The organism is Vibrio sp. Isolate23 (assembly GCF_022398095.1).
In the GTDB taxonomy this organism is placed as follows: Bacteria; Pseudomonadota; Gammaproteobacteria; order Enterobacterales; family Vibrionaceae; genus Vibrio; species Vibrio coralliilyticus_A.
The window spans coordinates 1-14104 of sequence record NZ_JAKEUV010000017.1 but is presented as its reverse complement, the minus strand read 5'-3'; the positions used below and the strand labels follow the sequence as shown (position 1 = coordinate 14104).

General features: G+C 41.5%; 16 protein-coding genes and 1 pseudogene. All 17 read right to left on the bottom strand.

Annotated features, from left to right (window positions below):
- Positions 1-117: 117 nt before the first annotated feature.
- A complete protein-coding gene (locus L1D31_RS21915) occupies positions 118-564 on the bottom strand; it encodes a GNAT family N-acetyltransferase (RefSeq protein ID WP_239839070.1) in 447 nt (148 codons plus the stop codon).
- 1105 nt (positions 565-1669) lie between these two features.
- Positions 1670-2194, bottom strand: coding sequence for a hypothetical protein (locus tag L1D31_RS21910; RefSeq protein ID WP_140349447.1), 525 nt, complete (start codon positions 2192-2194; stop codon positions 1670-1672).
- A 217-nt stretch (positions 2195-2411) separates the two neighbouring features.
- Complete coding sequence (locus L1D31_RS21905) at positions 2412-2762, bottom strand: hypothetical protein (RefSeq protein ID WP_239839069.1); 351 nt, start codon at positions 2760-2762, stop codon at positions 2412-2414.
- A gap of 138 nt (positions 2763-2900) precedes the next feature.
- A pseudogene (locus tag L1D31_RS21900) lies at positions 2901-3495 on the bottom strand (LysE family translocator).
- Between the two features lie 129 nt (positions 3496-3624).
- Positions 3625-4197, bottom strand: coding sequence for a DUF3265 domain-containing protein (locus tag L1D31_RS21895; RefSeq protein ID WP_140249593.1), 573 nt, complete (start codon positions 4195-4197; stop codon positions 3625-3627).
- Between the two features lie 205 nt (positions 4198-4402).
- Positions 4403-4789: a DUF6228 family protein gene (locus tag L1D31_RS21890; protein WP_239839068.1), complete on the bottom strand. Its 387-nt coding sequence runs from the start codon at positions 4787-4789 to the stop codon at positions 4403-4405.
- A gap of 170 nt (positions 4790-4959) precedes the next feature.
- Positions 4960-5823, bottom strand: a complete 864-nt coding sequence (locus tag L1D31_RS21880) for a bacteriophage abortive infection AbiH family protein (RefSeq protein WP_239839067.1) — start codon at positions 5821-5823, stop codon at positions 4960-4962.
- Positions 5824-6112: 289 nt separating this feature from the next.
- Entirely contained in the window at positions 6113-6604 is a 492-nt protein-coding gene (locus tag L1D31_RS21875) for a hypothetical protein (RefSeq protein WP_172848010.1), read from the bottom strand.
- A 579-nt stretch (positions 6605-7183) separates the two neighbouring features.
- Positions 7184-7720 carry a nucleotidyltransferase family protein gene (locus L1D31_RS21870; RefSeq protein ID WP_239839066.1) on the bottom strand — a complete coding sequence of 179 codons (537 nt, stop codon included), beginning with the start codon at positions 7718-7720 and terminating at the stop codon, positions 7184-7186.
- A 133-nt stretch (positions 7721-7853) separates the two neighbouring features.
- On the bottom strand, positions 7854-8300 hold the full coding sequence (locus tag L1D31_RS21865; protein WP_239839065.1) for a GNAT family N-acetyltransferase: 447 nt from the start codon (positions 8298-8300) through the stop codon (positions 7854-7856).
- A gap of 153 nt (positions 8301-8453) precedes the next feature.
- Positions 8454-9020 carry a GFA family protein gene (locus tag L1D31_RS21860; RefSeq protein ID WP_239839064.1) on the bottom strand — a complete coding sequence of 189 codons (567 nt, stop codon included), beginning with the start codon at positions 9018-9020 and terminating at the stop codon, positions 8454-8456.
- 468 nt (positions 9021-9488) lie between these two features.
- Positions 9489-10037 carry a hypothetical protein gene (locus L1D31_RS21850; protein ID WP_239839063.1) on the bottom strand — a complete coding sequence of 183 codons (549 nt, stop codon included), beginning with the start codon at positions 10035-10037 and terminating at the stop codon, positions 9489-9491.
- Positions 10038-10285: 248 nt separating this feature from the next.
- A complete protein-coding gene (locus L1D31_RS21845) occupies positions 10286-10819 on the bottom strand; it encodes a hypothetical protein (RefSeq protein WP_239839062.1) in 534 nt (177 codons plus the stop codon).
- 149 nt (positions 10820-10968) lie between these two features.
- A complete protein-coding gene (locus L1D31_RS21840; protein ID WP_239839061.1) occupies positions 10969-11460 on the bottom strand; it encodes a GNAT family N-acetyltransferase in 492 nt (163 codons plus the stop codon).
- A 144-nt stretch (positions 11461-11604) separates the two neighbouring features.
- Positions 11605-12201, bottom strand: a complete 597-nt coding sequence (locus tag L1D31_RS21835) for a DJ-1/PfpI family protein (protein ID WP_239839060.1) — start codon at positions 12199-12201, stop codon at positions 11605-11607.
- Between the two features lie 688 nt (positions 12202-12889).
- Positions 12890-13462, bottom strand: coding sequence for a hypothetical protein (locus tag L1D31_RS21830; RefSeq protein ID WP_239839059.1), 573 nt, complete (start codon positions 13460-13462; stop codon positions 12890-12892).
- Complete coding sequence (locus tag L1D31_RS21825) at positions 13459-13614, bottom strand: hypothetical protein (protein ID WP_239839058.1); 156 nt, start codon at positions 13612-13614, stop codon at positions 13459-13461. Before L1D31_RS21825 ends, L1D31_RS21830 begins: the two co-directional genes overlap by 4 nt.
- Positions 13615-14104: the final 490 nt, after the last annotated feature.

The window sequence follows — 14104 nt, the reverse complement described above, 5'->3', positions numbered from 1 at the left end:
ACTAAAAAACGTAGAAACTTAAAGCAACCTAACGCCGCATTAAGGTGTGAGCGACGCTTGGCTATACTTGAGCGAAGCGAAACTGCCAAGCGTTGCGAATCACTCTTAAATGCTTTGTTATGTGCGTACCAAAGACATGGGTACGAACCTAATTCCGTTGAACTCGGCTTCTTCACCTGTTGCTACGAAACCATTACGATTGTAGAACTCAACGGCATTCACCGATGAACGCAGGCTAACTTCACGAGCATCTGTCTGATTGAGCAAATGATTCAATAAAGCACGGCCTAAACCTGAACCTTGCTGTGAATTAGCAACAAATAAATGTGTTAGATAATTCCCGTCACGTAAAGCAGCAAAACCAAGGACTTCCCCACCTGATACGGCCTTAACAGATGAAAACTTCTCATGGTCAAAAGTTGTCGCTAGGTCAGGTAAAACTCTGTCCTTATACTCTTGCTTTCCCTGTTCATTAAACAATGGAAGCACATCCTTGTCTGAGACCTCTGAAACAAGCCTTGTCACTGCCTCTAAATCCGATTTTAGGACCTTCTGAATTTCCATATTCCCTCCCGAGCACATAACGCCCTGCTAAGTGGCTGCCAACTTGCCACTAAACTTAAACAAACCACCCTAAACACCAAACCTAACCAGAAGCAAAACCGCCGAGCGTTGGCAGTCCATCTTAAGCAGTTTGTTAGGAATGCTTATTACACGCACTTTCGCTGATTTGGAATACAGTGGTTGACCTATAAAACACCAATGTTGAGTGCACCGCAACAAGCACTGAAGTTTAATGACTAGCACTTCACCAAACTTGCGGTGGTTCACTGAGCCAAAATGCGCTGGGCTTGAAGACACCGAACCACAGAACCTTTTTGGGACAAGCGGTTTCTGATAAGCAAGCTTGGCCGTTCAAGCTGAAAACGGTGAGTCTCCAGACTTGAAACTAAGCCACAAAACGAAGCTTTCACATGATGATGTTCGAGCCACACAAGCGCGAAAGTAACTTCAACTGATGGACTTGAAGTGGCTGAGCGACGAACTACCAAGCCTGCAATCTTAAAAGCAACCTAACGTCCTGCTAAGTGGCTGCCAACATGCCACTAAACTTAAACAAACCACCGTAAACACCAAACCTAACTAGAAGTGAAACCGCCACGCGTTGGCAGTCCGTCTTAAGCAGTTTGTTAGGAATGCTTATTCCAAGCGCCTTTGCTGATTTGGAAAACAGTGGTTGACTTATGAAACACTAATGTTGAGTGCACCGCAACAACCACTGAAGTTTAATGACAAACACTTCACTCTTTTGCGGTGGTTCGTTGAACCAAGATGCGCTGCACTTGAAAACACCGAACCACAGAGCCTTTTGGGACAAGCGGTTTCTGAAAACTAAACTTGGCCGTTCAAACTGAAAAACGGTGAATCTCCAGACTGGAAATTGAGCCACAAAACGAAGCTTTCACGTAAAAATGTTCGAGCCACACAGACGCGGAAGTAACTACAATTGATGGACTTGAAGTGGCTGAACGCAGAACTAACAAGCCTACAATCTTAAAAGCAACCTAACGCCGCATTAAGGTGTGAGCAGCGTTTGGCTATACTTGAGCGAAGCGAAACTGCCAAGCGTTGCGAATCACTCTTAAATGCTTTGTTATAGCTCTATGGGCTATAAAGCATCGCCACCAAAACTATTCCAAGCTTTGGTAAAACCTTTGGCATCAAAAACTACACGAATATCAGAAAATTCAAATGCAACACTATTTTTCTTTTTAAATTGCTCGACTAGAAAGTTGTCTCCGGCCTTACTTAAAGGCGTTAGATAAATACGGCTACCATCACAATACTTGCTGTATCTAACATTTTGTTCGTTAGTTTTAATCGTAACATTTTCATAATTAGTTTCGCGTTCCGTGCAAGGCACCGCTGTAGTAACATAAATTCGTTGCTGTCCTGATTTACTGGTGCTAATTCTGGCCTCAAAAATCGTGTCCCAATTATCACTAGCCTTATCTGACTTAAAACCAAACAGAGCTGAACCACTACTAGTGTCGGCAAAACTGATACTACGGAGTAGTTCATAGGATGGATACATATCAGCTATTTCTAGGTTTTTTGGATCAGTTAAGTCTAATGTGAAAGATGCTGAAGTATTAAACGAGAATAATGCCAATAGTAAGGCCACTTTTTTCATGATTGGTTCCCAAGCCTGTAAAAGCTTTATTGTACAACACATGGCATAGTCGACAATGATCCATGACACGTATTTAAGCATAGAGCTATAACGCCGCGTTAATGGGCAGACAACGCTACCGCAAACCTAAGCCATTGTGGCATAAACACTAATACCAAACTGTGAGACAAAACTGCCAAGCGTTGACTGTCCAATTGAACGCTTGGTTATGTGGAGACTAGCCCCACTTTTGCAACGCACAATCTAATGCCTTTAAAACTCGTTTACGATTGGATGCTTTGTTTAAGCCTTTTGGCAATTTACAATACCAAGGATGCCAATAGTGTTCAGATGGAGGGTGAGAGTCACGCGTTGAGGGGTGAACTTTCTGCACAAAATACGCTTTGCATTCAATAATCTGCTCAATACTGACAAATTGAAATGTAAAACCACATACGTTGACAAAGTACACCCATTGCTTCAAAAGGTTATCCCTACTTTTCTTTACAGGTACACCACCTTCATTATATGAGCTCATGAAATCAGAGTGCACTTTGGGGTCTGCTAACTCACGCCATATTTTACTCATATTTTCTCCACATAACGCCGCGTTAATGGGCAGACAACGCTACCACATACTTAAACCATTGTGACATCAACACTAATGCCAAAATAAGAGCCAAAACTGCCAAGCGTTGACTGTCCCTTTGAACGCTTTGTTATGCCACTAGCGGTCACTGATTGCGACTTTACTTGCTAGACCAATAAGTAAAACACCCGAAAATCCCTCCAGTGTTCGTGAATAACGCTGAGAATTCGGGCGACTAAAGACCCAACTACCCACTGATGCATATAAAACATTACACACTGTAGCTAATACGCTGAATAGCAAACCAAGCACCAATAATTGCATTGAAGCCGAACCTGCCGAGGCATCAATAAACTGAGGAAGGAATGAAAGGAAGAATAGTGCTACCTTAGGGTTTAAAACACTAACGATAACACCTTGTAAAAATACATTTTTGTCGCTGTCAACGCTTTCACTTACCACTAATTTGCTATCCCAAATAGACTAGGTAAGCGGCACCTAGCCATTTTACGGCACTAAAAGCTACCGCAGAGCTGAGGATGATTGCTGATAAACCTAAAGACGCAGCTAATGTATGAACAAAGTAACCAACACCAAGCCCCATTGCAGCTTTAAACCCTGTAACCAGCTTACCTTTCATTGTGTTTGAAACAATGTAGATAACGTCTGGCCCCGGTATCATATTGATAGCCAAACAAGCGACTACAAATAATAGTAGTGAATTAAAATCCATTTCCTTTTCTCCATATTTGATAGCTGTGGCATAACGCCGCATTAAGGTGTGAGTGGCGCTTGGCTATACTTGAGCGAAGCGAAACTGCCAAGCGTTGCGAATCACTCTTAAATGCTTTGTTATACAAATTTAGTAAGTGTATCTAAAACCGAGACTAGCATTGACCCCACCACCATCACCTATTTGATCTTGGTACCTTTTAATACCTCCATGATATGAACAGGTACCAGAGCCTACGCTATCAGATTCTGTACCGTCATTACATTCAGTTGGTGAGGTCAGATCTATGTGGTAGCGATAGCCTAATGACAATTCAGCATTCCAGTGCTCAGAGATTGAGTAGCTCCCTGTAAAGCCTACAGGAAAAGAAAGCAGTGTGTTCGTATTCTGGAACCGTTCATAATCGATGTATGATACGCCAATACCCACATTGAACAATAAGTCCAAGCTTTCACTGTCGATTAACTTAAAATTATAAGCACCGGAAAAATCAAAATAGGTGAGATCATCAGAGCTATTCATAACATCCAATTCTAGATATAGATTTTTGTCTTCCTTCCATGAGTAACCAATCGTCACACCTTGAGCTGATGTTGATACTTGATCGAATTCTAGTTGCTGAACTCCGTATTCAACGTATGGACCCGAGGCATACACGTTGCCACAAAACAATAACGAGATCACCATTAGATGTTTATTCAAAGTATTACTCCTATATTTGAGGTGAGCCTTTTCCATGTTGTATGTTTGCTGTGCTGAATAATTTGTATAACGCCGCATTAAGGTGTGAGCAACGCTACCACCAAACCTTAATCATACCGCCTTAAACACAAAACCCAACGATGAAGAGAAAAACGCCAAGCGTTGGGAATCACTCTTGAATGCTTTGTTATATGCGCTCTGAAAGTTAGCTAAAAAACTCAACCACATCACTATGGAACGATGCCATTGCAACTGTGGTTGTCGTCATTTCTGACGTAACTTCCCAAGGCTCTGGGCCTTCATTTTCACACACGGAAAGTAAAACGTTAACATGACCTAGAGAGTCACAAGTAAAAGTTAGACTTAGGTCTTGCTCAATTGACTGAATTAGAACGTTACCATCCCAGCCCTTCCAATTTTCAGCCATAAACTGAATGCTTTCCATCCAATAAGCTGTATCTGAGTAGCCCCATATACGTTTGCTATAGCTCATAAATGGAGACTTATACGAGACATAGAAGTAATCACCGTCACGATCAAAGAAACAAATTTCAGAAGATGTTTCTGCCGATTTTAAAACTACATTTTTCATCTTGAATTCAATTCCTTGTGAAGCATATAACGCCCTGTTAAGGTGTGAGCAACGTAATACCAAAGCCTCCGCATACCACCTAAAACACTAAACGCAACGCAACGCATAGTAAAAATGCCACGCGTTGCGAATCACTCTTAAACAGATTGTTAGGTGCGTTTTCCACGATGCTATAGATCGCTGTATGCAATTGTTTCTATTTTGTCTCGATTAACACCGCACTCAATGAGGCTTTGTGTGAAAATATCTTCTTGGTCCTCAGAGTAACAACAAACTTTCCAAGTCGCCTCTGGAACACTTTTAGCAATACGCGCGAAATATGGCTGATCAATAGTATTCAAAGAATGCCCTATTATGACAACCTCTTCGATGTTACTGAGTTGTTCAAAATACCATTCATGTTGCTCAATGACGTCAGCTACTGGCTTTTTTAATGCGTATAAAGGATAACGAGCGCCGCTTTGAGCGTCTGAGAACATATCTCTGGTACTTTCACCGTCTTCGTCAAACTCAGCAGGCTCAACTATAGTTTCACCATGTCCAAAAATTAGTTCATCGTGTGTTTCAGCACGACCATGAATATGGAATACATGATTATCTTCAATACCGTACACAGCTTGGAGAGTTGATGTATAGTTGAAGGTTATGAACTGAGAATCTTCAGGAAAAGTCATTTTCTGTTCAGCAGCACTCACATCAAGTTGGTTGACCCAACCAGTAAAAGTTTCTCTTACTGATGAAACGTGTATGTCCGTTTGCTCCGTAATTTCATCTTCCAAACCATATATGAAACTAGGTCTGAAATCATCCGAAGTAATATCAACTTCGTTGTGAAAATCGAAAAAACCGTCCGCATCAAAAGCACCTAGAGCATTTTCAAAATCATGCCAAGGCTCGTGAACACTTAAATCAAATAGGTAGTAGTTTCCCAATTCATCAAGCGTTTCCTGAGCAAATTCATAGAACTCGCGATAACTCGTTGGCAAGCCATGCCATAAGTCAAATCCATTACCGATAATGTATAAATTAGTCAACGTCTATACCTCTTAGCACCTAACGCCGCATTAAGGTGTGAACAACGCTACCACTAAACCTAACCATACCACCGTAATCACAAAACCCAACGATAGAATGAAAAATGCCAAGCGTTGGGAATCACTCTTAAATGCTTTGTTATATTCCCCAAATGCTTAGCTCAAANACCTAACGCCGCATTAAGGTGTGAACAACGCTACCACTAAACCTAACCATACCACCGTAATCACAAAACCCAACGATAGAATGAAAAATGCCAAGCGTTGGGAATCACTCTTAAATGCTTTGTTATATTCCCCAAATGCTTAGCTCAAAATCATTCCGACAAAAAGAAGTATGATTAAACTCTGCAATAACACCGCAATCTAGATCTGCACCAACCCACCCAAAATCATAGCTTTCATTCTGAGAAGTAAATAATTCAAGCTCACTTGAGAAAAGAAATAGTTCGGAAAGTTTGACCTTATAATAAGGTCCGTCAACATCAAAGAACAGCCACCCCTCATACTCTCGTGAAGGAAGCTCTCTAAGGGCACCGAAAAGGTCGCTCCAGTACTGAAAAGAAAAACTCCTCCAGTTTTCGATAACGCCTCTGGTAGTGGTTTGAGTATCTGTTGATTGATCCCACGTTGAAAAAGCTGCATAGCGTAAACAAATTACATCACTTGAGAAATTTACTTGACCCAAATAGCCAGCCAATGATTCGGGAAGCTTAGAGAGCAGCTTTTCTCTAGCTCTACGGTTCCGATTCTCTTTAAGTTTTTGTTCAATTTTACTCATATTTCACCTGGGAATATAACGACCTTGCTAAGCGGCTACCAACRATACCACAAAACTCMAACAAACCACCGTAGACACTAAACACAACCAGACACAAAACCGCCAAGCGTTGGTTGTCCGTCTTGAGTTGATTGTTAGGTATGATCATCAAACATGCCTTTGCTCGTTGGTGCTATAGGACTCCCCCATGCAACACCAAAGCCAACTGCACCGCAATAACCACCGAAACTGAATACAATCACATCACTTTTTTTGCGGTGGTTCACTAAAGCAAAAAACTAGCCGGATGGAAATAACTAACTTTCAACGAACAAACTTGGCCAAGAGCACTTAAAACCAGAAAAAACTCAGCCACTAACGTCAAAGCTTGCCAGTTGAAGAAACTTTCACCTGAAAACATTTGAGCCACATGGCCGCTGAGATTCACTACAAATACGATTATTGAAGTGGCTGACTGCCAAACTAAAAAAACGTGCAAACTTAAAGCAACCTAACGCCGCATTAAGGTGTGAGCGACGCTTGGCTATACTTGAGCGAAGCGAAATTGCCAAGCGTTGCGAATCACTCTTAAATGCTTTGTTAGGGCACTATTTTCAAAGAAGACCATCTTACTAGCCAGCCCTTTGAATTTACACGATTTTCAAACGTTTCTCGTGACCTTTTAGGATTATGTGTGACACAGTAACCAAATAAGGATTCGTACCCAAAAGCTGCAATACATTCATAGCTATCAGGTGCAACTTGTCGAATGGCAACAGCTGTCTCTTGTTCTGGCCAATAGCTCATAGCATCAAGGGAGCTTGTGTAGGGTAAATCACCATTCCGAGTATGCATGAGTGCTTGGTTACGAACTTGCCAGTTAACTCCCGGCATTAGCTGCTTGAGCTGAGATTCATGGTGTAAATATACTTTAGGGTCGTTCTCGTCTGGAGCAAAGTAAATAACATCCGCATCGTTCAATGGTGTTGCTACATCAAAGCCATGCAGTGCATCCCAAACAAGATTACGAACGAAGCCAGCTGCAATATAACACTGAGGCAAGCCCAATTTAGAGACACACTCTAAGGCTTTAACTCTAACTGGATCTTGTTTGATTAATTCTACGATTCTATCCATTTCCGCCCTGTGCCCTAACGCCGCGTTAATGGGCAGACAACGCTACCACATACTTAAATGATTGCGACATAAACACTAATGCTAAACTGTGAGCCAAAACTGCTAAGCGTTGACTGTCCAATTGAACGCTTGGTTATGTGCGTACTAACGACATGGGGACAAAACGAACCCCATTAAACTCAGCTTCATCACCTGTTTTAAGGAAGCCATGGCCATGGTAAAAATCCACTGCATTAACTGATGAACGTAAGCTTATTTCATTGGCATCGCTTGATGCCAATAAATGTTCGAGCAATATACGACCTAACCCCGTGCCTTGGGCCTGTTTTGACACGAAAAGGTGGGTGAGATAGTTACCGTCACGTAACGCAGCAAAGCCTAGCAAATTATCATTTGAGACCACCTTAATGGCCAAAAAGTTTTTGCCGCTAAACACGGTATGTAAATCTGGGACAATTCTTTCGTTAAACTGTTGCTTACCTTCTTCACCAAACAAAGGAAGAATATCTAAAGCTGAAACTTCAGAGACAAGATTCAACACAGCATAGATGTCATCCACTGATACGTTTTGAATTAACATATTACCTCCGAGCACCATAACGCCGTGTTAGGGGCAGCAACGCTACCACATACTTAAACCATTGCGAGATAAACACTAATACCAAATTGTAATCCAAAATTGCCAAGCGTTGGATGTCCCTTTGAACACTTTGTTATGTGTTTAGCTCTTAGATTATTCTGGAAGCCTTTCGTAACTAGGTACATCGCACAATTTCATAGACCATTTATCGCTACTACCAACAAAGATTTTAGCAGTAGGCGGAATTGGAACTGAACTATCGAGGCTACCAGCCGGAACCACTACGCTGTTAATACTTTCTGCAAACGTTGGGATTGCAGACCCGCATTTTGAACAAAAGCTTTTTGCATGAAATGAATTTGGATGCTTATACGTTCTGACATCACTTTCACCGTTTAACCAAGTTAAGGTGCCAGCTTTAGCAAACAAATTTGCACCATGAGCCGAGCCTGTACCCTTTTGGCAACGAGTACAATGGCATAAAAAGAAAGACTGGAACTCACCTAAAATCTCATACTTCACGCTACCACAAAGGCATGAACCTCGATGTTTATTCGCCATAAAAGCCTCCTTTCTTTCGATTACACATAACGCCCTTGCTAAGCGGCAACCAACAATACCACAAAACTCAAACAAACCACCGTAAACACCAAGCTCAACCAAACACAAAAACGCCAAGCGTTGGTTGTCCGTCTTGAGCGGATGGTTAGGTATGCTCATTACGAATATCTTTGCCAGCTTGAGCTATAGGACTAAGCCATAAAACAACAAAGCCACATGCACCGCAATAACCACCCAAGCGGAATGACAACCACATCACTATTTTTGCGGTGGCTCGCTGAAGCAAAAAGACTGACCAGATTGAGATAACGAACTACCAATTAATAGACTTGGACAAGAGCACTTAAAACAGAAGACACTCTGCCTACTCACACAAATGCTTGTCAACTGAATGAAACCTTCACCTGAAAAAGTTCGAGTCACACGACCATTTAAATTCGTGACAAACAAAATAATTGAAGTGGCTGATTGCAAAACTACAAACCTTACAAGCTTAAAGCAACCTAACGCCCTGTTAAGGTGTGAGCAACGCAATACTGAAGCTACCGCATACCACCTTAAACACTAAACGCAACGCATAGCAAAAATGCCACGCGTTGCGAATCACTCTTAAACAGATTGTTAGGTTTAAACCACTGGGCTAAATGTATGAGTACAATGTGGATGCTCAGGTAACTTTAGATCTTTCCCCCAATTACCATCACCATATGATGATTTCAGGCGCTCTAACATTACTTGCGCACTTTGCGTCGTACCGGCTAATTGTTGAGAACACTTTGACGAACCTTGTTCATTAGTAGAATGCTCAATAAAACAATCGTCGCTGCCGCTTTCAATGATAAGCTCTAATACAGCTTGATTGTAAAATCTGCTGACTTGAGTACGAACCAAACGCTCAGCCCAACGGCTAGGAAACACCTGATTACTAGCAGAATACATACTTTGGTTTCGTGGTAACTTCCTTTCTGTTTCACTAATAGCGGTGTTGAGATCGATTTTTTGATCGAAGAAATCAATCAAAATTTCTCTGAAGTCATCCAGCCTAGACCCTCCGGTCGTAACTTTACCTGAAATCGGTTCATACTGAACCAAATCCAAAGTCTTACGCGTAAGATCAGCGTTATTCTTCAGCGCGTCGTGTATCTCGTAAAAATCTTTGGCATAAATAGCTGTCATACAGCCTCCATATAAAGAACATAAAGAAAGGCAATTGCCATTCCAAAGTACTATATGGAGATCAATACCCACATTTAAATGGTGGGATTTAATATTACATTAGTTGCATTTCATTTTGAGACTTGCCAAAAGAAACCTAACGCCGCATTAAGGTGTGAGCGGCGCTTGGCTATACTTGAGCGAAGCGAAACTGCCAAGCGTTGCGAATCACTCTTAAATGCTTTGTTAACCATATGGGACATTGATGCTTAGTTAGCCTTTGAAAGAGTAATTTCTCTATCTAATACCGAGAAATCCCAGTCACGAAAGTTTTCGTAGATTTCAAACCCATCCAAATTTTCCGACCAGACGACATCTGTGTTACCTGAACTCCACTGCACCCCATAAGAAAGGGACTTCCCATCTGAACTACAATGCAATACTTTGGGTTCACCGTCACTAAACACCTTTGACGTTACAATAGATGTATTGGGTGTACAATCCACTGCAAAGGTTGCTCTGGCACTTAGAATGTAGTCTTTGCTTTTTGAGGCATAAATAACATATTGTTTATTCAAGTTAACTTTTCTTAATAGTGTTTTTTTAAAAAACGGATTGTAGTTCGACTGAATGCGCTCATATTTATCGTACCACACCCACTTATCCGACGTAAGGAATGATAGTTCGGCTTGCTCTCGCTGAGCTTGTTCATATTTCATATACCCAAGCCAACCACCGACCAATACAGCAATTGCCGCTGTAGCTAACACTAAAAACTTTAATAACTTCTTTAATAGTCTCATTTTAATTTCTCTGAGTCGCGTAAATATGGTTAACGCCCAATTAAGGGGTGAACAACGCCTCCACCCAACCTAAAACATTGTGCCATAAACACTAAAATTGAAGTAGAAGCAAAAATGCCAAGCGTTGTGAATCCCACTTAAATTGCTTGTTATGTGCGAACCAAACGGTAGCGCCTTACTGTGCCTTCACTTTCATCTGTGTAGTTGCCCAGATAGACACCACCACAGTTTTCGATGACTTTTTGTGATGCTGAGTTTTCGATTGAACAGGTCACAATAGCTGAGTCAGATACAACATTGTCACGAACCCAAGCGAGAAGAAATGAGGCGCCCCCTTTACCACGAGCTGTCGGTTTGGTTTCATAACCAATATGACCTATGACATTTTCAATGTACTCGTTTGTACCGTGTCGAACTCTTATTGACCCGAGAATTACACCTGACTCCATACAAAAATAAGTTGTTATTGGAGCCCAACCGTCAGGCAACCCTAAACCTTTGGAGTATGCGATTCTCTTCTTTAGATACGCACTGCTGTCAGTTTTTGCTTCTTCATAAAGCTCTAAGCCATCAGCAATACAGGACTCAACGTAGTCTTTAAACTGGTCTTGATGACCTACTTTCGCTTTCGTAATTTCCATTTGACTCCTAAGCACATAACGCCCGCTTAAGTGGTGAGCAACACTACCACGATATTCAATTTTTACACCGTAAACACAAAAGCCAATCCAAATAAAAACTGCCGAGCGTTGCGAATCCGTCTTAAAGCGTTTGTTAGGCAAATTTTATAGATATGCACCGACTACTGACATACAGTGCTCAACCGTGCTTTCTTTTTCACCGACTGGCGCAACATAATGAATTGCCGATTCAGCGTCCGCCCTACCTGATAACTTGCTAATCACCCACCCAGCCAAGTACTTTGATGACAGACAACCACCTGCTGTCGCAAGATTTCCTTTAGCATAAAAGGGTTGCTCTAAAACAGTCACTCCTGATTCGACAACCCAAGGTTTCGTTGTCAAATCGGTACAAGCTGGTATTTGATGCAGTAAACCAAGTACTGACATGAGCAACGTACCTGAACATTGTCCACCAATTAACTGAGTTTCAGGGTTTAGCTTTAGCCTTGAAAGTATATCTCTATCTTGAGCAATTTCGCGCGTTAGTACACCGCTGCCAAATAATACGACGTTGGCTTGATTAGCAAACTCAAGAGGTTGTTGGGATTGGATTGTAACTCCGTTCATTGAAGTGACGTATTGAGATGGACTAGTTATTTGTACATTCCAACCATCGCCTTTCATTCGGTTCAATATTCCCGCCGCTATAAATGAATCAAGTTCATTAAATCCGTCAAAAGTTAGTACAGCAATGTCCATATTTACTCCTATTTGCCTAACGCCGCGTTAAGTGGTGAACAACGCCAACCAGCAAGCCTAAACCCTTACACCTTAAACACTAAAACTGATTTAAGCCGAGATCGCCAAGCGTTGTGAATCCGCCTTAAACGCCTTGTTAGGCGAAGTTTCCCACCAGTGTTTAAGTGATTTTGAAAGCAGATTACCCGAAACAAAATAAGCAACCAAACACCCACTGACTTTTTGTGATTCAAGAACCATAAAAGCCACTTTGTTTCAGCCGAAATTTCAACAACCACGAAATACAGACTTTCAGCGTTCAAGTTGCTTTTGAGGAAGCGAAACTTAAAGCGAGAACGAAAGCCTCGATTAACTTGCCCTTTCCACACTTTGAGCCAGTTAGATTCACAACCAACCGACTGTGAAAACCAATGAGGCAACCCGCGAACCTTGGCATGTTTTACGGCCAGAGAGATTCAAGAATTCAAGCCGACAATGTTGAATTGCCGACTTAGAAAAACGAATGCTCAAAGAGAACTAAGAAGATGAGAACAAAGAACTTTTCTGCCCGTCGCCTAACGCCCAATTAAGGGGTGAGCAACGCTACCACCCAAACCTAATGCATTGTGCCATAAACACTTAATTTGAAGTAGAAGCAAAAATGCCAAGCGTTGCGAATCCCTCTTAAATTGATTGTTATACGTTTTTCTCAGAGAGGGCCATGATCATTAAGCACGTTTCTAAATTGGTGTAACGTGCGGATCGCCTTATTATAGTCTTGCATAGTGTATTGTTGGTATTCCCTATCCGAAACTAAAACTATATGAATATTATTTCTTTGGTCCCAAAGCCAGTCCAAATCATTCTTTAACGATTGTTCGATAACTTTTTTCTCAACAAGTATTTCGGTTCTGCGCTTGTAATTGTTCCTACCCCCATGCCCGTGAAGATAATTTTTTCCTATTGATTCGACTATGTTGCCTATTATTGAGATACCTTGCTTAATCAGCATTTCTTGGGCAGTTCCTTGAATATTTGTTCGATTCAACATCCAGCGATAAATATCCGTTGAAAGCAACGCATAGGAAATATTGTCTTTTAAAATCGAACAAGTGAGGAAGCTATATCTTGAACGATGCTCATCACAACGTCTTATATATCCATATGGAAAGCGAATTTTCGCATCATCATGGTTGCCATCTCCTAAATAATCCTGAATTTGCTGTAGCTTTTGAGAAACCTCATTTGCTGCCAATTTTAACTCTTCATCATTTTTGATCACTGTTTCCTCCTTGAAACGTATAACGCCCTTGCTAAGCGGCAACCAACAATAACACAAAACTCAAACCAACCATCGTAAACACCAAACTCAACCAGACACAAAACCGCCAAGCGTTGGTTGTCCGTCTTGAGCTGATTGTTAGGTATGCTCATTACGAACACTTTTGCTAGCAGGAGCTATAGGACTAAACTATCAAACACCAAAGCTAGCGGCACCGCAATAACCACCCAAGCCGAATAACAACTAAATCACTATTTTTGCGGTGGTTCACTGAAGCAAAAAAGCTAACCAAATTGAGAGAACGAGCTTCCAGTGAATAGGCTTGGACAAAAGCACTTAAAAACAGAAAACACTCAATCACTAACGTCAAAACTTGCCAGTTGAATGAAACCTTCACCTGAAAAAGTTCGAGCCACATGACTGCTGAGATTCGCGATAAACAAGACTATTGAAGTGGCTAAGCGCTAAACTAAAAAAACCAAAACCGTACAACCCCAAAGCAACCTAACGCCCTTGCTAAGCGGCTACCAACAATACCACAAAACTCAAACACACCACCGTAAACACTAAACATAACCAGACACAAAACCGTCAAGCGTTGGTTGTCCGTCTTAAGTAGATTGTTAGGTATGCTCATTACGA